The following is a 21,394-nucleotide window of genomic DNA, read 5'->3' on the forward strand; positions in this document are numbered from 1 at the left end:
GAGGGCTCCGTTTTCATTCGCTATTCGCAATTCGTAATCGGCGAGCTTCCGCTCACCCCAGCCGGCCCGCCGCGTGCGCGAGCAGGGTGTACACCAGGCCCGTCTCCGAGATCAGGTGGCTGCGCAGCTCCTGCGGGCCGCGGCCGTCGCGGGCGACTTCGTCGAGCAGGCGCTCGAACTCGGCGACGTAGCGGTCGACCGTGCCCTTGAAGTTGCGGTCGGCGCGGTACTTGCGGGCGACCTCGTCGAAGGCCTTCTGGCCGGCGGGCGTGTACAGGCGCTTGGTGAAGGCCTTGTTCTCGCCGCGCTGGTAGCGGTCCCACATTTCGGCGGCGAGGTTGCGGTCCATCAGCCGGCCGATGTCGAGCGACAGCGATTCCAGCGGATTGCTGCTGGCCTGCGGCGCCTGCGGCTGCGGCACGGGTGCCGCGCGGCCACGCGGAGCCTGGCCGGCCGGCGCGCCCTGGTTGGCGTCGGTGCGGTTGAGCAGGTCCGACAGCCAGCCGTCACGGCCCTGGTCGTTGCCACCGGGCGCGACCGGCGGCGCTTCGGTGCGGCGCGCGGCCGGCACGCCGAGGTCCGGCGGCGGCAGCGTCGAGGCGCTGCCGATGTCGCGCATGCGGGTCTCGGGAGCCCGGCCGCCGACGGCGGCCAGCACCGGCTCTTCCTGGCGCTGCACGCTGGCGCGGCCCGCCGTGGTGACGTCGAGCCCGCGGCCGTGCTGGGCCACGATGCGGTTGAGCTCGGCGAGCGCCTCGATCTGGTCGACGATCACCTTGCGCATCTGCGCCGTGCTCTCGGCGGCCTCCTGCGGCATCTCGAGTACGCCGCGGCGCAGCTCGTTGCGGGTGGCTTCGAGTTCGTTGTGCATCTCGAGAGCCATCTGCTTCATGCTGGCGACGAGGTTGGTGAACTTCTCGGTCGACTGCTTGAACATCGTATCCGCCTCGTCCGTGGTCTGGCGGTAGATGTCGTGCATGGCCTCGATGGTCTGCCGGTGCTCCTCTTCGGACGCCGCGCGCACCGCCTCGAACTGGCGGGTGATCGCGGCCGAGCCGGCGCCAGCGGTCTCGGCGACGACGCGGGCGATGTCGCGGGCGCGCTCTTCGGCCGCGGCAAGCGATTCATCGAGCAGGCCGGTGAAGCGCGACAGCCGCTGGTCGAGATCGGCCGTGCGCAGGTCGATCGTGGTGACGAGCGATTCCAGCGCCTGCTTGCGTTCGGCGAGCGAGGCGGTGGTGTTCTTGTTGCTCTGCTCGACGACCTGCGCGGCCTCGACCAGCGCCTGGCCATGCTTGTCGAACTGGGTCGACAGCTCGCCGAGATCCTGCAGCGCCTTCGTGGTCTTGCTGTTGAAGACGTTGAGCTGCTCTTCCAGGTTCTGCGTCGCAGCGCCGTTGCGCGAGGTGACGTCGTTCATTGCCGAGACGAAGTCGGCGACGCGGGTCACCAGCGCCCGCTCGAGCGAGTTGAGGTTGTCGTGCGCACCGGTCAGCACCTCCTGGAGCAGGATGTTGCCTTCGCGCAGGCGCTCGAACAGGGCGACCGTGTCGGTGCGCAGGATTTTGCTGGTCTCCTGCATCTCCGTGACGGCCGCGATCGAGACCTGGCGCGACTGGTCGATCGCCGAACGCGAGGCCTGCTCGAGGTCCTTGAGCGACTTGCCGACGGCGCTGGTGGCAACCTCGCTCGCCGCGTTGATGGTGCGGGCGACTTCCGAGCCGTTGCCCATCATGGTCTGCGAGAAGGCCTGGCCGCGCGTCTCGATCGACTTCAGCGCGTCGGAGGTGACGCGGTCAATGTCGAGCGTGAGCTGGCTGGTCTTGGAGCCGATCGCGTCGACCAGTGCGCCGCGCTTGGCGTCGATCATGTTCGACAGGCGGTCGGCCTGCTGCTGCACGTAGGTGACGATCTCGTCGGTCTTGCCGGTCATGGCCTGGCCGAAGCTGGAGCTGGCGGCGAGCACCGAGCGCTCGACGTCGGCCGAGCTCGACTTGACGCGCGAGCTCGCCTCGTTGGAGGCGGAGATCAGCGCGTTCTGGGCGTTGAGCGCGCTGGTCTGGATGTCGTTGGTCGCGTTGGCGGTGGCCGCGCTCAGCGTGCGCTCGATCTCGGTCGAGATCGTGCGGATCTGGCTCGCGGCATCGGCCGAGGTCGAGGTCAGCGAGATCTGGGCTTCACGCGCGCTGTTGAGGATGGTCGAGGCGGTGTCGGCGCCGACCGCGGTCAGCGTGCGCTCGATGTCCGCCGTCAGCGACTTGATCTGGCCCGCCGCATCGGTCGACGCGGAGATCAGCGTACCCTGGGCCTCGCGCACGCCGCTGGTCAGCGCCTCGATGGTGGCGCCGCCGGCGGTCGCCAGCGCGCGCTGCATCTCGGCCGCGAGCGAACGGACCTGGCTGGTTTGTTCTGCGGAGACAGCAAGAAGGGTGCTCTGGGCGTCGCGGGCGCTGGTGGTGATCGTCTCGGCGGTGGTCTGGCCGACCTGCGAGAGCGAGCGATGCACTTCGGCCGCGAGCGACTTGACCTGGCTCGCCGCGTCCGAGGACGCCGTCACCAGCGTGCTCTGAGCCTCGCGGGCGCCGCTCATGATGGTCTCGGCCGTCGAGGTGCCCGCCATCGTCAGCGAGCGCTGCACGTCCGAGGACAGCGCCTTGATCTGGTTTGCGGTCTCGGTCGAGGCCGCGATCAGCGTGCTCTGCGCATCGCGGGCGCCGGCGGTGATCGACTCCGCCGTGGCGGTGCCGGCCATCGACAGCGAGCGCTGCACGTCGGCGGTGAGCGTCTTGACCTGGCTCGCCGCATCCGAGGACGCCGTGACCAGCGTGGTCTGCACCTCGCGGGCGCCGGCCAGGATCGAGGCCGCGGTGGCGGAGCCCGCCGCCGACAGCGTGCGCTCGACGTCGGCCGCCAGCCCCTTGATCTGGTTGGAGGCTTCGCCCGAGGCCGCAACCAGCGTCGACTGCGCTTCGCGTGCGCTGGTCAGGATCGAGTTCGCCGCACCGGTGCCGACTGCGGTCAGCGCCTGCTCGACCTCGGCAGAGGTCATCTTGAGCTGGGCGTTGACATCGGAGGAGACCGTCAGCAGCGACTGCTGGGCGGTGCGCGCGCCGGTCTGGATGGTCTCGCTGGTGTTGACGACGAGGTTGGTGAGCGAGCGCTCGGCGTCCTCGACATGCGAGCGGATCGCGGTCGAGATCATCTCGGCGCGGGACATCATGTCCTCGCTGGCCTGGCGTCCGCTGCTTTCGATGCGGCCGGCGACGGCCTCGACGCGCGAGCCGAGCAGGTCTTCGAACTGTGCCACGCGCACGTCGATGTCGCTGGCGACCGAGCCGACCTTGGTCTCGATGGCCTGCTGGATCTCCTGGAAACGCGCGGTGACCGTGTCGGTCAGATGCGTGCTGCGGCCGTCGATGATCTCGGCAACCCCGGTAATGCGGCGATCGACCGCCTCGATCGCCTGCGCGGTGCCGTCGGTGAGGGTCGAGGTGAGGAGGGTCAGCCGCGTATCGATCGACTGCACCGCCTGCGAGGCGCCGTTCGTTACCGCGGTGGTCAGGTAGGTGAGGCGGGAATCGATGGATTCGAGCGCCTGCGTCGCGCCGCCGCTGAGCGTCGTCGTGAGATGCGTCAGGCGGGTATCGATCGTCTGGATGGTCTGCGATGCACCGTCGGTCAGCGAGCTCGTGAGGTGGTTGAGGCGCGCATCGATGGTTTCGATGGCCTGCGTTGCGCCGCCAGTGAGCGTCGTCGTGAGGTAGGTGAGGCGGGAGTCGATCGACTGGATCGCCTGCGCGGCACCGTCGGTCAGCGAGTTCGCCAGCGTGTTGATGCGTCCGTCGATGGTCTCGGTCATCGACTTCGCGCGGCTGTCGAACGACAGCTCGAGCGCGGCGACGCGGCCGACGAGCTGCTCGTCGAAGGTCCTGATGTGGCCTTGGATGGTGCCGTCGAGGCTGGCGATCTTGCCGTTCAGCGAGGCATCGATATTGCCGACACGTTCGCCGATCGTGGTCTCGAACTGCGCGAGGCGCTGGTCGAGCACCGCCGTGATCTGGCCGCCGTTCGAGGTGAAGCGGGTGTCGAAATCGTCGACATAGGTCTTCAGCGTTTCGGCGATATCCTGCGTGCGCTGGCCCATGCGCTCGACGATCTCGCCGCCAAAGGTCTTCACGGTGCGGTCGAATTCGGAGATGTGGCGGGTGATCAGCGCGCCCAGCGTGCCGGAGTCGCGGGCGAACTTCTCGACCAGCTCGGTGCCCTGGTTCCTCACCAGCTCGTCGAACGCGCTCATCTGCAGCGACAGCGAATCGTGCGCGGTCTCGGTCTGGCTGACGACCTTGGCGACCAGGGCGTTGACGGTGGCGTCGAGCGCCTCGCTGGCCTTGTCACCGCTCGTCATGATCTGGCCGGCGAGGCGGTTGCCGGCGTCGTCGATCTTGGCGGAGATGTCGTTGGACCGCAGCTCGAGCTCGAGCAGCAGGGAGTCCGACGAGTTCTTCAAGGAATCGTGCACCTGCTCGGTGCGCTCGGAGATGCCGTCGACGATCGCGGCGGAACGCTGCTCGAACTCGCCGGTGATGCGGTCGATGCGCTCGTTCAGCATCTCGTGAACGCGGTCGGCGAGGTCGACGAACTCGTCGTGGACGTGGCCGGTCTTGAAGTTGAGGCTGGTGGTCAGCCGCTCGCTGGCGTCGAGCACGGCGCGCGTGGTCTCGTTGCTGGCCTCCTCGAGACGGTCGAGCAGGTCGCCGCCGCGCTCGCCGAGCGCCAGGATCATGTTGTCGCCGGCATTGCTCAGCGCCTGAGTGATGTGGGCGCCGCGCTCTTCCAGAGCGCCGGTGATCGACTTGGCCACTTCGTCGACGCGGGAGGCGATCGCGTCCGAGATCAGCGCGATGTCATGGCGCAGGTCGATCTGCACGCCGGAAATGGCGCTGCGAACCTGCTCGGCCTGGCCGACCAGGTTGTCGCGCTGATGCGCGATGTCCTGGAGCAAAGCGCGGATGCGCACCTCGTTGTCGGAATAGGCGCGTTCGAGCGCGGCGACCTCGTTGGCGACCAGCGTCTCGAGCTCACCGGCGCGCGCGATCGCACGCTCGATGCCGTCGCCCATCGCCGCGACCTCGCGGCGGATGGCCTGGCCGACGGTGACCATGGAATCGGAGGCCGAGCCTTCCGGCTCGGAGAAGCGGATCGCGACCTGCGCCATCGCCTGCGCGATCATGCGCATTTCCTGGCCACGCCAGACGAGGCTCGCGAGGAAGTAGAACAGCATGACTGGCGCGAAGAACATCGCGACGAGGCCGGCGATCACGAGCACGCCGCCGCTCTGGCCCATCGCGGCCTGGATCGAGGGCAGGAAGCCGAAGGTCAGCGCGGCGCAGGCGGCGAGCCAGATGCCGGCGAAGATGGTGGCGAAGGTGTAGACGCTGCGCGCAGGGCGGCCCTTCTGCAGCGCCTGGAGCAACTGGCCGATGGTCTCGCGATCGTCGTTGGCAGCGCGGCGCGCGGCGCGCGGCTCCTCGACCGGGTCGAACACGGTCGAGCGCTCGTTGGCGGCGGGGCGCGGCTCGAAGCTCGGCTCGTCGAAGACCGGCGGCGCGGCCGGCGGCACCGGGGGCGCCGTTTCATTGCGCATTGCGGCGTTGCGGCTGGTATCGGCCGCCGTGTCGCTGATGTTCAGAGCTTCCTGGATTGCAGAAAGCGCAACTTCTGTAGGGTCTTTGACCTTTTTCGGAGTGTTCGCCATGTTCAGTCCGAGCCCTCGTTACTTGTACGCGTCCCCCCGCGAGCCCTGCGCGCGGCGCAAGCCCACAGACCGGATCATGCCGCTTGCGCGGATCTCCGAGCCGTCCCCACCCGGACGGCTTGTCCGCCAATTTCTGCAACATCCTATTGGCAGAGCGTCGCGAATGAAATGCCCGCGATTAAGACATTCTTAATCATCGTTAACAGGATCGCGCCGTAACGCCTTAGCAATCAACGCAATTCTCAACCGGACTCGGCCAATTGCGGCAACTTTTCGTCAATAAACCGGCGGATCTGCGTCAAATCCCCCAAACATTTCGTTAACCATTTCCATGCTTGGGTGAGGGGAATCTGACCGCCGGACCGGCGGCCGTCGCGCGAAGCCGGGGCCTGCGCCATGACGCCTGAACTGCAAGGGATGGACTGGATGCCTTCGCCCCCGCTTGCGCCCATCGACAGCCCGCTCGACCTCGATCACCTCTCCCGAATGACGCTCGGCGACGCTGAGCTGGAGCAGGAAGTGCTGGCCATGTTCGCGGAGCAGGCGGCCCGTCTGCTCGCGGCGATGACGGCATTGCCGGCCGAGACCGGCTCGCTTGCGCACAAGCTCAAGGGCTCGGCGCGCGGGATCGGCGCCTTTGCGGTCGCTGATGCCGCTGCGAGCCTGGAGACTGCGATCCGGACAGGCCATGGCCGGCCCCACGCCTTTGCCGCGCTGAAAGAGGCGGTGGCCGAGGCCCGCGCTGCCATCGCTGCGATGCTGAAGCGTTGAGCCGATACGACCGGAGCCGGGCTCTAGTCGCTTGTTTTGACGCGTTTTCTTCCCGCAAAGCGGGAATCATTTGGCTTCAAAACGCTATGGCGCCGGGCTGACCGACCCGTTATAGGACAGCCGGGACCCTCCTTCATTCAAAGCACCGCGGCAGCACGAGCACACATGGCCAAGATTCACTTTGTCGACCACAAGGGCGAAACCCGCACGGTGGAAATCGAGAACGGCGCAACCGTGATGGAAGCTGCGATCCGCAACAGCATTCCCGGCATCGAGGCCGAATGCGGCGGCGCCTGCGCCTGCGCAACCTGCCATGTCTATGTCGACGAAGCCTGGCGCGAGAAGGTCGGCAGCCCGACGCCGATGGAAGAGGACATGCTCGACTTCGGCTTCGACGTGCGCCCGAATTCGCGCCTGTCTTGCCAAATCAAGGTCTCCGACGAGCTCGACGGCCTCGTCGTGGCGACGCCCGAGCGCCAGGCCTGATCGTCTCCAAGCAGACTGTCCAAGTCGACTAGGTGCTCGGCGGCGCGACCTCGATGCCGCGCTTGTGCCAGGGTCTGAGCTTCTCGATCACCTCTGCGGTCAGCGGCGCCGGTCGCCGCGTCGCCTCGTCGAGCAGGACGCCGACCGACGTCGCCGACGCAATGCACGTGCCGTTCGAGAACACGACCTGCTCGAATGTCACCGACGTTCGCCCGAGCTTGACCACGCCGAGGCCGAGCTCGATCGAGCCGGGCCAGTGCAGCTCGGCGCGAAAATGCATGTCGAGCCGCACCATGATCCAGGCGAGCCCCGGCGGGGTCAGCCCGTATTCGGGAAGCTTCATCAGCGTGACACGACCGGTCTCGAAATATGTGGCATAGACCGCGTTGTTGACGTGCTGGTTCGGGTCTAGGTCGCCGAACCGGACGTTGTCGCTGAGGCGAAACGGAAAGTCCTCAAGGCGCGGGGTCGTGTCGAGGCGGGCTGGCGCGTTCACCGATTGATCTCCGTCATATCCATCCTCGTTACAGCCCAGTTATTTTGGCCCGGCAAGTGGGCGCGGCTGCGGGGCGATCCCGCTTTTATGCCTTTCCTGTTCCATCCCCGTTGGCTAGACAGGCAGGGTCACCTCTGCCCAACGGGCGCCGTCCAACCGATAACGATCGATAAAGAGACGACATGAGCGACGTGATCAAAACCGATGTGCTGATTATTGGGGCCGGGCCCTGTGGTCTGTTCGCCGCCTTCGAGCTCGGCCTTCTCGACATGAAGGCGCATTTCGTCGACATCCTCGACAAGGTCGGCGGCCAGTGTGCCGAGCTCTATCCGGAAAAGCCGATTTACGACATTCCCGGCATTCCCCAGGTTTCGGGGCAGGGGCTGACCGACGCGCTGATGGAGCAGATCAAGCCGTTTCATCCGACCTTCCATCTTGGCGAGATGATCGAGACCGTGGAGAAGATCGGCGATCCCTTGTTTCGCTGCACCACGGATGCCGGCAAGGTGTTCGAATGCAAGGTGGTGGTGATCGCGGCCGGCGGCGGCTCGTTCCAGCCCAAGCGCCCGCCGGTACCGGGTATCGAGGCCTATGAAGGCACCTCGGTGCATTACGCCGTGCGCAAGATGGAGACGTTCCGCGACAAGAGCGTGCTGATCGTCGGCGGCGGTGATTCCGCGCTCGACTGGACGCTCAATCTGCATCCGATTGCGAAGCGCATCACGCTGCTGCATCGGCGCGACGAGTTTCGCGCCGCGCCCCATAGTGTCGAGCAGATGCGCGCGCTGGTTGCCGGCGGCAAGATGGATCTGCGGCTCGGCCAGGTCACCGCGCTCTCCGGGGCTGACGGAAAGCTCACCGGCGCGACCGTCAAGGGCAACGACAACAGCGTCACCGAAATCGCCTGCGACACCATGCTGCCGTTCTTCGGGCTGACCATGAAGCTCGGCCCGGTCGCGAATTGGGGCATCGCGCTGGAGAACAATCTGGTGCCGGTCGAGACGTCCGCGTTCGAGACCAATGTGCCGGGCATCTTCGCGATCGGCGACATCAACACCTACCCCGGCAAGATCAAGTTGATCCTGTGCGGCTTCCACGAGGGCGCGCTGATGTCGCAAAAAGCCCATCGTTATGTCTATCCGGAGAAGCGGCTGGTGTTCCAGTACACGACCTCGTCCTCCAGCCTGCAAAAGAAGCTCGGTGTCAACTGACGGAAGCCTTCGGGGCGGCGATGCCCCATGTTTCTGGTGCTGGAACCGTTCGTGAAATCGCCGTAGTCTGCGGCCATTCCGGTCATAGGCTTGGCCAGGTTTTTGGCTTAGCACAGTTTGGCTCTGCGAAGTCTTGGCTCAGCAAAGGTGATTGGCTCAGCAAGGTGATCATAATGCGGACTCTCGTTTCCAGCTTTCGGCTGCTCTCCTTCCTGGCGCTCGCATTGTCGCTCGCGATCGTGACGCCGTGCGCGGCGCAGACCGCCGAGCCCACGGCGGCGGGCCTCTGGCAGAAGGTCGAAGACGGCAGGACGGTCGGATGGTTCCTCTTCGTCGATCGCAACGGCGTCTTCGAAGGCGTGATCGCCAAGACCTTCCCGCGGCCAACCGACGACCCGAATGAGGTCTGCTCCAAGTGCACCGACGATCGCAAGAACGCTCGGGTGCTCGGCATTTCCTTCGTCCGCGACATGAAGCGCGAAGGATTGAAGTACGAGGGCGGCAACGTGCTCAATCCGCGCGACGGCCAGATCTGGAAGGCCAACATGCGGGTCAGCCCCGACGGTCAGACCCTGACGTTGCGCGGCTATCTCGGCATCGCGCTGCTCGGCAAGGACGAGACCTGGACGCGCCTGCCTGATGCCAACATCGCGCAGGTCGATCCGGCCATCGTCGCAAAATACTTGCCCGCGCAGGCTGCAGCCGCCAAGCAACCGGCGCCCGCGGCGAAGAAGGGCGGCGCGATGATGGCGCCGGCAAAGCAGTAAAGGCGCAAGCCGCGCGCCGCGCGGTCTCAATGGCCCTAGCGCAGGGTCTCCAGCCTGTGCGGGCACCTTCGCCGAAGGACGAACGTGCCTCGGGCGCCCTCCAGTAGTTCCCCGGAATGCGCGCTGGCGCCGGATTTGCATAGCTGTCGGCAAAGCTGCTGGGGGAGCGAGTCGCCGTCTCCACGCCTGCCGCGCACCATGCGGAAGGCGGACGGCAGCGTTTGCCCCGCGGTGATCACTTCGACCGCGGAGACCACATGAAACCTGCAAGACAGTGTGCCGCCGTGCTGCTGGGGCTGGCGGTTGTGACGCATTCGGCGCTGGCGCGCGACGACGGCCGCTTCGCCAACTCGCCCCTGAAACCCTGGTTCGAGAGTCTGCGTAGCGAGTTCGGGCAATGCTGCTCGGATGCCGACGGCTACGTCATCGCCGACGTCGATTGGGAGTCCGATCGCGGTCGCTACCGCGTGCGCATCGACGACGAGTGGGTCGTGGTGCCCGACGGCGCCGTGATCACCGTGCCGAACAAGATCGGCCGCACCATGGTGTGGAAGCACTATATCGACGGCCATCCGCGCGTGCGCTGCTTCATGCCGGGCAGCATGACGTAGACGCGCGTGCCATTCCGGCCGGCGCGGAGCGCCGAGCCGGAACGACAACGCCAGGCTTAGCGCGCCTGGTTGTTCGAATCCGCGCTCGCGAGCTGCTTGATCCGCGGCGACAGCACGGCGACCTGCACGGGCGAGGCCGGCATGGCGGCGACGATCATCGCGGGGCTCGCAGACTGCTCCTGGACGCCGGCGCCGCCGAGCACCTGCACTTGCGTTGTCGTGATCGGAAACGACGTCACTTCGTAGGAGGGAAGCTCGCTGGCGAACGCGGCGGCAGAGCTCGCAATCATGGCGCCGGCAACGGCAATCATCGAGAGAACACGCATTGGAAAATCTCCGTGGAAGATGTCAATCGGAGGTTTGGTCGCCGCGATGGCGGAACAGGTTCGCCCGGGCGGGAACATTCCCGTTGTCTTCGGCGCAGATATTGATTGCGTGATGCGAAGGGACGAAACGCGGAAGACGTTTTCCGCGTCAATGTTTCCGGACGGTTTCGCGAAAAGCGCCGATGCGCCCGCTCAATGCTCTTGCAGATCGAGCTGCGCAGATCTCGCCGGCGCGGCGGCCGCGGCAAAGCGCAGGCGCATCGTCGTGCCGTAGCCGGGCGCGGAAGCGACGACCAGCTCCCCGCCATGCGCCGCCATGATCTCGCGGACGATCGACAGGCCGAGACCGGCGCCTGCACCTGCGGCGTTGCCGGTCTGAAACGGCTCGGTCAGCCTGTGTTCGGCGCCATCGGGCAGGCCCGCCCCATCATCGTGAATAGCCACGCCATCGCAGCCGATCGTGGCGACGATGCGCCGCGCGCCATGGGCGTGGATGAGCGCATTGCCGACGAGATTGGCAAGTGCACTTCGGATCGCAGCGTCTACGCCCTGCACCACGAAGGGACCTCTTCCATCGTGCTCCAGCGCAAGCTCGATGCCGGCGTCCAGCGCCGACGGGCTGAAATCGGCCAGCACGTCCAGCGTGATTTGGGCAAGATCGATCGGCCGCTTCTCGATCGCATGATTTTGCAATCGCGCCAGGTCCAGCATCGCGGAGACCAGCGAGGTCAGCCGGCGGACGTCGCGCACCAGCTCGGCCTTCAGGGCCGGCTCGGGCACGTCCTCGATCTTGGCGCGCAGCAGCGTCAGCGGCGTGCGAAGCTGATGGGCGGCATTGCCGAGGAAGCGGCGCTGCATCCTGATATAGGCGTCGATCTCGCCGAAAGCGCGGTTCAGCGCCTCGACCAGCGGCTTCAACTCGCGAGGGACCTCCGACAGCGATATCAAACCTTGCGGCGCCGAGGGGTCGATCGCGAGCGCGCGACGCGCCACCCGCTCGATGCTGCGAGAGACGAAACGTGCGGCAAGCGCTGAACCGATGGCGACGGTCGCGGCAAAGGCCAGCGCCACCAGGGCGATCGAAAAGACCCTGCGGAGGAGGAAAGTCCTTGCAATCCGGCCAAAGCGAACCTGAGGCTCGCCGACCATCATCGCGAGCCGCAACGGGCCCCGTTGCACGGCGGAAAGACAGAAGGTGCTCTTCTGGTCGAGCGTGCTGAAAACGGACGAGCCGATGGGCCCGTGGTAGGGCAGCACGAAGGGAAGGGGAGGCCGGTGTTCGCTGCCGTACTCGCTGAGCAGGTCACCCGCGGACACCACGTACCAGAGGTTTGGGCTGTCCAGCTTCAATTCCTCGAGCGCAGGAGTCGAGCGTACTATCAGTCTTTGCCCTTCGATCACCGTCGCGCGATCGAGAACGGCCGCTACGACCTGGCACGCCCTGAACTCGCGCTCCTCCGTCGGGTAACGCCATATGAAGAGGCCAAGCATGATCAGGAAGATCGTGGTGGCGGCGATACCGAGCGAGAACGCAAAGGTTCGGGCGATTGACTTCATCGCGGCGTTGCCAGCCGCACGATGTAGCCGATGCCCCGCATGCTGCGGATCTCGACGTCGCCGCCGAGTTCGGCCAGTTTCTTGCGCAAGCGCGAGACCTGCGCCTCGAGCGTGTTGGACTCGATCTCGTCGTCGAAGCCGTAGATCTCCTCGATCAGGGCGGCGCGGGTGATGACGCGGTCGCGCCGCATCAGCAGCGCCCCCAGGATCAGCGCCTCGCGCCGGCGCAGCAGGATCCTGGTGTCGGCGACTACCGCCTCGTTGCTGCCGAGGTGCAGCTCGACGTTGCCGAGCGACAGCACCGATGGGGCCAGCAGCCGAGGCCGGCGCAGCACCGCGCGCACGCGCGCAAGCAGCTCCTGCGGCTCGAACGGCTTGCCGAGATAATCGTCGGCCCCGCCGTTGAGCCCTTCGACGACATCCTCCTTGGCGTCCTTGGACGTCAGCATGATGATTGCGGGCCGCTCCGCTGATTGGCTCAGCGCCGTGACCACCTGGAGCGCATCTCCGTCGGGTAGCATCCGGTCGACGATCGCCAGATCATACTTGAAATTGTTCAGTGCCTGGCGGGCATCGGCGATCGAGCCGACGAGGTCGACGATGCCGTGCAATTGCCCGAGCAGCCGGCTGACATAGGCGCCGATCTGTGGTTCGTCTTCGATCACGAGGGAGCGCACGCGGGTCGTCCTTGACTCTGCTGGGGCAACAAAACCCTGACCGTGACGCTCCCTGGCCGAAGTCTGGCGCTTCGGCTCGTGCGCGAGGGTTCCCATAAAGGCGGCGAGCTTGGCGAATAAAAGGCAGGACCGAGTGAGCTCGCGGGCACGGCTCGTCACGTTTTTGAGGGCGTGATCGCGGTGGTGCAATGTTGGGGCAATGTTGATCCGGCGGGCGTGCCTGCCAGCGCCGGACATGGCTCTGGGGAGCATCCGATCGCACCTTGCAATCTTGGGGCAATTTTGCCGGACCAGATGCTGTGGCTCCTAACCACAACAGTCGACTCGGCCTGCAAGGCCGGTCCGGGGCCCCGCAATGAATGATTTCGAAGAAGCCGCTCTCCGCCTCACGGCGATTGTGCGGCGGACGACCGCCTGTCTCGCCGCACTCGGTGCGATCATGGCAACTGCGCCATCAGTCTCGGCGCAGACCGCCTTCACGCTGCCAGCGCCGCCATTGGAGCTGCCGATGTTGCCCTCGCCGTCGGGAAACTGGACCGTCATGGTCGGCATCGGCGGTGAGTACAAGCCCGAGTTCGTCGGATCGAACAACGGGAAGTTTCTTCCGATCCCGATCTTCTCCATCCGCCGCGCCGGATCGATCGACCAGTTTCGCGGACCGCGCGACAGCGCCAGCATCGCGCTGCTCGACGTCGGCAATTTTCGCGCCGGCCCCGCGTTCAAATACGTCGCCTCAAGGAAGGCCGACAAATATGCCGAGCTGACCGGCCTTGGCAATGTCGACGCCGCCTATGAGCTCGGCGGCTTCGTGGAGTATTATCCGGTCGACTGGCTGCGCCTGCGCAGCGAGTTGCGCCAGGGCATGGGCGGCCATACCGGCACCGTCGCGGATGTGTCTGCCGACGTCATCGTGCCGCTGATTCAAAGGCTGACGATCTCGGCCGGCCCGCGCTTCACCTGGAAGAGCGCCAATGCCACTGCGCCATATTTCGGCGTCACCGACACGCAGGCACTGGCATCGGGGCTTCCGAGATACGATGCCAGGGGCGGTGCGCACTCGGTCGGTTTCGGCAGCCAGATCTCCTACCGCATCAACCCGCAGTGGGAAGTCCACGCCTATGTCGAGTACCAGAAGCTGCTCGGCGATGTCGCGGACAGCCCACTGGTGAAGCTGCGGGGATCCTCGAACCAGACCACCATCGGTCTCGGTGCGTCCTATTCGTTCGATTTCAGGATCCGATAGACCATGCGCGGCAAGATCATCCTAACTCTCGCCTGCGCGATCGCCAGCGTCGCGCTCGGTGCCGCCGCGGCGTTCGAGACGCGTGCGAGCCGGCTCCAGGCGATCAAGACCGTCGGCATCATCTCGGCGATCGGCGAGGAGATCAGCCTGACGCGAGCCGGCCTGACCGGGCTCGACAACGCCGCGCAGACCGCCTCGATCGGCGCATGGGGGCTGGACGAGCTGATCGTCCAGCAGGCGACGAAGCTGCTGAGCGGACGGTTTCATGTGCAGCCGGTGAGCTACCGGCGCGCGGCCTTCGCCGCGATCAGGGATTCGGCGGTCGCCCCGGTCAATCTGCTGCGGAGCGACCCGTTCAAGGAGCTGGTTCGCAGCGATGTCACGCCGCAGGGACTGGACGCGTATATCGTCATCACCCGGGCGAGATCGAAGCTTGGAAACGGCCGCAACGTCGAGGGCGTCGGGTTCGCCGAATATCGGACGTTGCTTGCGGATTACGGACTGATCCACGCGTTGTACGAGGTTCGCATCATCGAGGGCAAGTCGTTCGATGTGATCGAGAAGAGGGCGGCCGCGCCGCTCGACAACACTGGAACGGTGCGGATCGCCGGCCCGAGCGGACCGATCGAAGCGACGTTCGAGGAGGCGGGTTCGAGCGAACGGCTGCGTGCGGCGATCGCGAACCTCATCGTCCGAAGCCTGCCGCTCACGCTGGGCGACATGCACTTGATCGAGGGGCAGTGACGGTTCTTGACGCGAACCGGGACCCACTTCGCTCGGAACGCTTTAGGTCACCGGCGCGGGATTGAACAGCGTGAGGTCGTTGTGGATGCCCCAGCGGTCCGACCAGGGTTTGGTTCGGCCGCTGGCGACATCGAGGATCAGGCGGAACAGGTCCCAGCCGGTCTCCTCGATGGTCTTCTCGCCGGTTGCGATCTTGCCGGCGTCGAAGTCGATCAGGTCTTTCCAGCGCCGCGCCAGCTCGCTGCGCGTCGCGACCTTGATCACCGGTGCTGCAGCAAGGCCATAGGGCGTGCCGCGGCCGGTGGTGAACACTTGCAACGTCATGCCTGAGGCGAGCTGCAGCGTGCCGCAGATGAAGTCGGAGGCGGGTGTCGCGGCGAACAGCATGCCCTTCTGCGTCGCCTTCTCGCCGGGCGAGAGCACGCCGGTGATGGCGCTCGAGCCGGACTTGACGATGGAGCCGAGCGACTTCTCGACGATGTTGGCAAGGCCCCCCTTCTTGTTGCCGGGCGTGGTGTTGGCGCTGCGGTCGGCGCCGCCGCGGGCGAGATAGGAATCGTACCAAGCCATCTCGCGCACCAGCGCGCGGCCGACGTCCTCGTTGATGGCGCGGCGAGTGAGCAGCTGGATCGCGTCGCGCACTTCAGTCACTTCCGAGAACATCACGGTCGCGCCGGCGCGCACCAGGAGGTCCGCGGCGAAGCCGACGGCGGGATTGGCGGTGACGCCGGAGAAGGCATCGCTGCCGCCGCATTGCAGCCCGATCACGAGGTCGGACGCCGGACAGGTCTCGCGCTTGCGCGTGTTGAGCACCTTCAGCCGCGCCTCGGCCTGGGTCATGATCGCCTCGACGATCGCACCAAAGCCGTCGAAAGCCTCATCCTGCATGCGGATGATCGCGTCACCCACGCCTTCCGGCACCAGGCGTTCGGGTGCGAGCTTCTCGCAGCCGAGGCCGACAACGAGGATCTCGCCGCCGAAATTCGGGTTGAGCGCGAGGTTCTGCAGAGTGCGGATCGGCACCACCGCGTCGGGCGCGGTGATGGCGACGCCGCAGCCATAGGCGTGCGTCAGCGGCACGACGTCATCCACGTTCGGATATTTCGGCAGCAGCTCGGCGCGGATGCGCTTGACCGCATATTCCATCGTGCCCTTGACGCATTGCACGGAGGAGGAGATGCCGAGGATGTTCTTGGTGCCGACCGAACCGTCCGGATTGCGGTAGCCCTCGAAGGTGAAGCCTTCGAGCGGCGGCAGCGGTGCGGGGACGGCGGTCGAGATCTCGAGCTTGTCGAGGGCAGGGGCCTCCGGCATGCGGATGCGCGCCTCGTCGACCCATTCGCCGGCCAGGATCGGCGACAGCGCGTAGCCGATGATCTCGCCATAGCGGACGATCGGTTCGCCTTCCGCGATGTCGACCAGCGCGGTCTTGTGTCCCTGCGGCACGAAGGCGCGCAACGTCAGGCCGCTGGCAAACCGCGCGCCGGCGGGGAGCCCGAAATCATTGACAACGATCGCGACATTGTCGCGCTCGTTGAGCTTGATGTAGCGGGGCTGCTCTTTCGCGGCGACGTCCTGGTCCATCGAGGACTCCGAAGTGTAGGGTGGGTTAGCCCCGTGATTGCGCGGAGCGCAATCACTCGGCGTAACCCACCAATGTCTGTATCTGCGGAAAGCAGAAGAGGTGGGTTACGCTGCGCTAACCCACCCTACAATCTCAACGATATCTCAGCCCGGGAACGTATAAGCCGTCTTCACCGTGGTGTAGAACTCGCGCGCGTAGGAGCCCTGCTCGCGGGCGCCGTAGCTCGAGCCCTTCCGGCCGCCGAACGGCACGTGATAGTCGACGCCGGCGGTCGGCAGATTGACCATCACCATGCCGGACTCGCTGTTGCGCTTGTAGTGCGAGGCGTATTTCAGGCTGGTGGTGCAGATGCCGGAGGCGAGGCCGAACTCGGTATCGTTGGAGATGGCGAGCGCCTCTTCGTAATTCTTCGCACGAATGACGGCGGCGACCGGGCCAAAGATCTCCTCACGCGCGATGCGCATGTTGTTGTTGGCTTCGGTGAACAGCGCCGGCTGCAAATAGTGGCCGGGATTCTCGCGCTTCAGCAGCTCGCCGCCGAAGGCGAGCTTGGCGCCTTCGTCCTGGCCGATCTTGATGTAGCGCAGGTCCTGGTCGAGCTGGTTCTGGTCCACCACGGGACCGATATGCACGCCGGCCTTGAGCGCATCGTCCACCGACAGGCTGTTCAGACGCTCGGCCATGGCGGCGACGAAGCGGTCGTGGATGCCCTCGGTGACGATCAGGCGGGACGAGGCGGTGCAGCGCTGGCCGGTCGAGAAATAAGCGCCGTTGACCGCGACCTCGACGGCGGTCTTGAGGTCGGCGTCGTCGAGCACGACCAGCGGATTCTTGCCGCCCATCTCGAGCTGAAACTTCTTCATGGGGTTCGAGAGCACGCAGGCCTGCGCGATCTTGCGTCCCGTCTGCACCGAGCCGGTGAAGGAGATCGCGGCGACGTCCGGATGCTCGAGCAGGGTCTGGCCGACGACCGAGCCGGAGCCGACGACGAGGTTGAACACGCCCGCGGGAATGCCGGAGCGGGTGATGATCTCGGACAGCGCATGCGCCGAGCCGGGCACCAGCTCGGCCGGCTTGAACACCACGGTGTTGCCGTAGCAAAGCGCCGGCGCGATCTTCCAGGCAGGGATTGCGATCGGGAAATTCCAGGGCGTGATCATGCCGACGACGCCGACCGGCTCACGGGTGAGCTCGACGTCGAGGCCGGGACGCACCGAGGCGCCCTTCTCGCCGATCAGGCGCAGCGCTTCGCCGGCGAAGAACGCGAAGATCTGGCCGGCGCGGGCGACCTCGCCGACGCCTTCGGGGAGGGTCTTGCCTTCCTCGCGCGCGAGCAGGCGGCCGAGCTCTTCCTTACGGGCGAGGATTTCAGTCGAGATCTTGTTGAGCGCGTCGTAGCGCGCCTGCGGGGTCGACTGTGCCCAGGCGGGGAAGGCGGCCTTGGCGGCGGCGATCGCCTTCTCGGTCTGCGCCTTGTCGGCCTTGGCATATTCGCCGACGAGATCATTGGTGTTGGAGGGGTTGATGTTCCTGGTGACGCCGGAGCCGTCGACCCATTCGCCGCCGATGAAGTTCTTCAGGATCGCTGTCATCTTTTTCCTCCAGGGGAACGCTTCTAACGCACGAGGCAGGGACGCTTGTCGTCAAACGTCCAGCCGGGGATCAAGTCCTGCATGGCCATAGCGTCATCCCGCCCGCCGAGTCCATGCTTCTTATAAAGCTCGTGCGCGGCCTCGATGGCGGGGCGGTCGATCTCGATGCCGAGGCCCGGGCGGTCCGGAACGGCGATCTTGCCACCCTTGATCTGGAGCGGCTCCTTTGTCAGCGCCTGACCGTCCTGCCAGATCCAGTGGGTGTCGATCGCGGTGACCTTGCCGGGGGCGGCGGCGCCGACATGGGTGAACATGGCAAGCGAAATGTCGAAATGGTTGTTGGAGTGCGAGCCCCAGGTCAGGCCGTTGTCACGGCAGGTCTGCGCCACGCGCACCGAGCCTTGCATCGTCCAGAAATGGGGATCGGCCAGCGGGATGTCCACCGCCCCGAGCCGCAGCGCATGGGAGAGTTGCCGCCAATCGGTCGCGATCATGTTGGTGGCGGTCGGCAGGCCGGTGGCGCGGCGGAACTCGGCCATGATCTCGCGGCCGGAGAAGCCGGCCTCGGCGCCGCAGGGGTCCTCGGCATAGGCGAGGATGCCATGCATGCCCTTGCAGAGGCTGATCGCCTCATCCAGCGACCAGGCGCCGTTGGGGTCCAGCGTGACGCGCGCGCTGGGGAAGCGTTTTGCGATTGCGGTAACCGCCTCGATCTCCTGCTCGCCGCGGAGCACGCCGCCCTTGAGCTTGAAGTCGGCGAAGCCGTAATGGTCGTGGGTCGCCTCCGCGAGCCGCACCACGGCCTCGGGCGTCATCGCCTCCTGGTGGCGGAGATTGAACCATTCCGCCTTTCCGGTCTCGCCCGTGACGTAGTCGAGCTTCGACTTACGACGGTCGCCAACGAAGAAGAGATAGCCGAGCGTCTCGACGCTGGTGCGCTGCTGGCCTTCGCCAAGCAGTGCTGCGACGGGCAGTCCGAGATGCTGGCCGAGCAGGTCGAGCAGCGCGGATTCGATCGCGGTGACCGCATGGATCATCACGCGAAGATCAAAGGTCTGCTTGCCGCGTCCGCCGACGTCGCGGTCGGCGAAGGCGGTACGGATATCGGCGAGGATGTTGTTCATCGCGCCGACCGTCTTTCCGATCACGAGGTCGCGGGCGTCCTGGAGCGTCTGCCAGATCTTCTGCCCGCCCGGCACCTCGCCGACGCCGGTGTGGCCGGCATTGTCGGTGAGGATGACGATGTTGCGGGTGAAGAACGGCGCATGCGCGCCGCTCAGGTTGAGGAGCATGCCGTCGCGGCCCGCGACCGGGATCACCTGCATCGCCGTGATAACAGGTGCTCCGGCGACTGACGCGCCGGAAATCTCAGTCTGGGCCATCGCAGGCTCCTCCGTGTCGTCTTACTATTCTGCAGCCTGTTGTGACGATCGTACGGCGGGCAGCTTCTGCACCAGCGCGGTCAGCTCCGCCATCTCCTGCTCGGTGAGATCAGTCAGCGGCGGACGGACCGGGCCGGAATCGCGGCCGATCACTTTCATGCCGGCCTTGATGATCGAGACCGCGTAACCCTTCTTGCGGTTCCGGATCGCGATCAGCGGCAGGATGAAATCCTTCAGGCCGGCCTGGATAGTGGCGTGGTCGCGCTTTCGCACCGCGGCGTAGAAGTTGGTGGCGAATTCCGGCACGAAGTTGAACACGGCCGAGGAATAGGTCGTCACGCCCATGTCGAGATAGGGCAGCGCGAAGGTCTCGGCGGTCGGCAGGCCGCCGACATAGGTGAGGCGGTCGCCGAGCTTGGTGTAGACGCGGGTCATCAGCTCGATGTCGCCGATGCCGTCCTTGTAGCCGACGAGGTTCGGGCAGCGCTCAGCAAGGCGCGCGAGCGTGTCGGGCTGGAGGATGGCGTTGTCGCGGTTATAGACGATGACGCCGATCTTCACGGCGGCGCAGACCGCCTCGACATGGGCGGCAAGGCCTTCCTGCTCGGAATGGGTGAGGTAGGGCGGCAGCAGCAGGAGGCCGTCGGCGCCTGCCTTTTCCGCACCGATGGCGATCTCGCGGGCAATCGCGGTGCCGTAGCCGGTGCCGGCGAGCACGGGCACGCGGCCCTTGGTCTCGTCGACGGCGACCTTCACGACCTGCGGAACCTCTGATGGCGTCAGCGAGAAGAACTCGCCGGTGCCGCCGGCGGCGAAGAGACCTGCGACGTCATAACCGCACAACCAGTCCATGTTGGCGCGATAGGTCGCCTCGTCGAAGGAATAGTCCGCCCTGAACGGCGTGACGGGGAAGGACAGGAGGCCCGATCCGATCTTCTGGGCCATTTCCTGCGGGGTCATCTTGCTCATGGGCGCTCCCTTCTCGTGTTGCGGAGGACGCAAGCAGAGGCCGCACGTCCATGCGCCGTGGTTTAGGAGACCGTTCGATGCGCGTCCAAGCCAAAGCCTATATCGACCGATGCGGATTGAGTATCAATCCTCCGCCAGCTCCGCGGAGGACAATTCGCCGGCGATCTTGACCAGGGCCGACAGCAACGGGTTCTCGTCCTCGCGCCGCCACACCATGAACAGCTCGACCGGAACGCGCGTGCGCAGCTTCAGCGGACGCAGGCGGACGTCGGAGATCTTCAGGCTCGCCGCTGCCGCCGGTACGATGGCGAGGCCGAGGCCGGCGCGCACCATCGCGAGGATCGAGTGGATCTGGCTGAGATGCTGGACGTAGCGCGGCAGCACGTCGGCGCGGGTGAACAGCGCCACCAGGAGGTCGTGAAAGTAGCGGCTCTCGTAGGGCGAGTACATCACGAAGGGCTGGTCGTCGAAATCCTTGATGGTGATGCCGTCGGCATTCGCCAGCGGATGCTTCTTCGGGATCGCCGCGAGCAGCGGCTCGGCGACGACGCGGCGGCTGGCAAGCTCGGGCCGCGCGATCGGCGGCCGCAGCAGGCCGGCATCGATCTGGCCCGAGGTCAGCGCCTCGAACTGGTCGCCCGATACCATCTCCTTCAGAGAGAAATCGACCTCCGGCAATTTGGCGCGGCAGGCGGCGATGAGCTCGGGCAGAAAGCCATAGGCCGCGGCCGCGGTGAAGCCGACCTTCAGCGAGCCGGTCTTGCCGAGCGCAATGCGGCGGGCCACCTGTGAAGCGCTTTCCGCAAGCTTGAGAATGCGCCGCGCCTCCGGCAGGAAGCTGCGCCCGGCCGGGGTGAGGCGTACCGAGCGGCTGGTGCGCTCCAAGAGCGGCGCGTCGATGATGTGCTCGAGCACCTGGATCTGCCGGGACAGCGGCGGCTGCGTCATGTTGAGCCGCACGGCGGCGCGGCCGAAATGCAATTCCTCCGCCACCGTGACGAAACAGCGGAGCTGGTTGAGGTCGAACATCGATACATGCCTTAGATGAATAAGGCGTTTCCCCGGCACTTCTAGCATCGATCACCCCCAAAACAAAGACGGCGGCCTTGTGGGCCGCCGTTGAGTTGCCTGGTCAAGCTCCCATGGGAGCCCTCAGGAGGAACAGGCTGATGCGAGACCGCCTCACGTCCGCTGCGGACGCCACTGCGCTCATCACGCGCCT

At 66.0% G+C, this 21,394-nt stretch carries 17 protein-coding genes; 7 read left to right on the forward strand and 10 right to left on the reverse strand.

Annotated features, from left to right (window positions below; all coding sequences use genetic code 11):
- Nucleotides 1-52: 52 nt before the first annotated feature.
- A complete protein-coding gene (locus ABIA45_RS02745) occupies nt 53-5,755 on the reverse strand; it encodes a negative regulator of septation ring formation (protein WP_404651028.1) in 5,703 nt (1,900 codons plus the stop codon).
- 426 nt (nt 5,756-6,181) lie between these two features.
- On the opposite strand from ABIA45_RS02745, the gene ABIA45_RS02750 reads away from it, so the two are divergent.
- Together ABIA45_RS02750 and ABIA45_RS02755 are read left to right on the forward strand one after the other, a co-directional pair.
- Complete coding sequence (locus ABIA45_RS02750) at nt 6,182-6,526, forward strand: Hpt domain-containing protein (protein ID WP_404651029.1); 345 nt, start codon at nt 6,182-6,184, stop codon at nt 6,524-6,526.
- Between the two features lie 165 nt (nt 6,527-6,691).
- Nucleotides 6,692-7,012 carry a 2Fe-2S iron-sulfur cluster-binding protein gene (locus ABIA45_RS02755; protein ID WP_008143731.1) on the forward strand — a complete coding sequence of 107 codons (321 nt, stop codon included), beginning with the start codon at nt 6,692-6,694 and terminating at the stop codon, nt 7,010-7,012.
- Nucleotides 7,013-7,040: 28 nt separating this feature from the next.
- On the opposite strand, the gene ABIA45_RS02760 is transcribed toward ABIA45_RS02755, so the two are convergent.
- Nucleotides 7,041-7,508 carry a thioesterase family protein gene (locus ABIA45_RS02760; RefSeq protein WP_225114188.1) on the reverse strand — a complete coding sequence of 156 codons (468 nt, stop codon included), beginning with the start codon at nt 7,506-7,508 and terminating at the stop codon, nt 7,041-7,043.
- Nucleotides 7,509-7,690: 182 nt separating this feature from the next.
- Between ABIA45_RS02760 and ABIA45_RS02765 the strand changes: the two genes are divergently transcribed.
- The 3 genes from ABIA45_RS02765 to ABIA45_RS02775 all read left to right on the forward strand — a co-directional run bounded on the left by ABIA45_RS02765 (nt 7,691) and on the right by ABIA45_RS02775 (nt 10,097).
- Complete coding sequence (locus ABIA45_RS02765) at nt 7,691-8,719, forward strand: NAD(P)/FAD-dependent oxidoreductase (protein WP_271540555.1); 1,029 nt, start codon at nt 7,691-7,693, stop codon at nt 8,717-8,719.
- 173 nt (nt 8,720-8,892) lie between these two features.
- Entirely contained in the window at nt 8,893-9,486 is a 594-nt protein-coding gene (locus ABIA45_RS02770) for a DUF2147 domain-containing protein (RefSeq protein ID WP_157280838.1), read from the forward strand.
- A gap of 257 nt (nt 9,487-9,743) precedes the next feature.
- Nucleotides 9,744-10,097 (forward strand): hypothetical protein, encoded by a 354-nt coding sequence (locus ABIA45_RS02775; RefSeq protein WP_271540552.1) that lies wholly within the window; start codon nt 9,744-9,746, stop codon nt 10,095-10,097.
- Nucleotides 10,098-10,153: 56 nt separating this feature from the next.
- Here the strand turns inward: ABIA45_RS02775 and ABIA45_RS02780 are convergent, their stop codons facing one another.
- The 3 genes from ABIA45_RS02780 to ABIA45_RS02790 all read right to left on the reverse strand — a co-directional run bounded on the left by ABIA45_RS02780 (nt 10,154) and on the right by ABIA45_RS02790 (nt 12,657).
- Nucleotides 10,154-10,423, reverse strand: coding sequence for a hypothetical protein (locus ABIA45_RS02780; protein WP_271540550.1), 270 nt, complete (start codon nt 10,421-10,423; stop codon nt 10,154-10,156).
- A gap of 192 nt (nt 10,424-10,615) precedes the next feature.
- A complete protein-coding gene (locus ABIA45_RS02785) occupies nt 10,616-11,980 on the reverse strand; it encodes a sensor histidine kinase (protein ID WP_404651030.1) in 1,365 nt (454 codons plus the stop codon).
- Nucleotides 11,977-12,657: a response regulator transcription factor gene (locus ABIA45_RS02790; RefSeq protein WP_404651031.1), complete on the reverse strand. Its 681-nt coding sequence runs from the start codon at nt 12,655-12,657 to the stop codon at nt 11,977-11,979. Before ABIA45_RS02790 ends, ABIA45_RS02785 begins: the two co-directional genes overlap by 4 nt.
- A 355-nt stretch (nt 12,658-13,012) precedes the next feature.
- On the opposite strand from ABIA45_RS02790, the gene ABIA45_RS02795 reads away from it, so the two are divergent.
- Nucleotides 13,013-13,900, forward strand: coding sequence for a MipA/OmpV family protein (locus tag ABIA45_RS02795; protein ID WP_404651032.1), 888 nt, complete (start codon nt 13,013-13,015; stop codon nt 13,898-13,900).
- A gap of 3 nt (nt 13,901-13,903) precedes the next feature.
- On the forward strand, nt 13,904-14,644 hold the full coding sequence (locus ABIA45_RS02800; RefSeq protein WP_275511902.1) for a hypothetical protein: 741 nt from the start codon (nt 13,904-13,906) through the stop codon (nt 14,642-14,644).
- A 42-nt stretch (nt 14,645-14,686) separates the two neighbouring features.
- On the opposite strand, the gene garD is transcribed toward ABIA45_RS02800, so the two are convergent.
- The 5 genes from garD to ABIA45_RS02825 all read right to left on the reverse strand — a co-directional run bounded on the left by garD (nt 14,687) and on the right by ABIA45_RS02825 (nt 21,201).
- A complete protein-coding gene (gene garD, locus ABIA45_RS02805; RefSeq protein ID WP_225150666.1) occupies nt 14,687-16,228 on the reverse strand; it encodes a galactarate dehydratase in 1,542 nt (513 codons plus the stop codon).
- 144 nt (nt 16,229-16,372) lie between these two features.
- A complete protein-coding gene (locus ABIA45_RS02810) occupies nt 16,373-17,821 on the reverse strand; it encodes an aldehyde dehydrogenase family protein (protein ID WP_404651033.1) in 1,449 nt (482 codons plus the stop codon).
- 23 nt (nt 17,822-17,844) lie between these two features.
- Nucleotides 17,845-19,203, reverse strand: coding sequence for a glucarate dehydratase (gudD, locus tag ABIA45_RS02815; RefSeq protein WP_157280832.1), 1,359 nt, complete (start codon nt 19,201-19,203; stop codon nt 17,845-17,847).
- A 24-nt stretch (nt 19,204-19,227) separates the two neighbouring features.
- Nucleotides 19,228-20,172 (reverse strand): 5-dehydro-4-deoxyglucarate dehydratase, encoded by a 945-nt coding sequence (gene kdgD / locus ABIA45_RS02820; protein WP_404651034.1) that lies wholly within the window; start codon nt 20,170-20,172, stop codon nt 19,228-19,230.
- 123 nt (nt 20,173-20,295) lie between these two features.
- A complete protein-coding gene (locus ABIA45_RS02825; RefSeq protein ID WP_109143167.1) occupies nt 20,296-21,201 on the reverse strand; it encodes a LysR substrate-binding domain-containing protein in 906 nt (301 codons plus the stop codon).
- Nucleotides 21,202-21,394: the final 193 nt, after the last annotated feature.

The organism is Bradyrhizobium sp. USDA 336, assembly GCF_044908355.1.
Taxonomy (GTDB): domain Bacteria; phylum Pseudomonadota; class Alphaproteobacteria; order Rhizobiales; family Xanthobacteraceae; genus Bradyrhizobium; species Bradyrhizobium yuanmingense.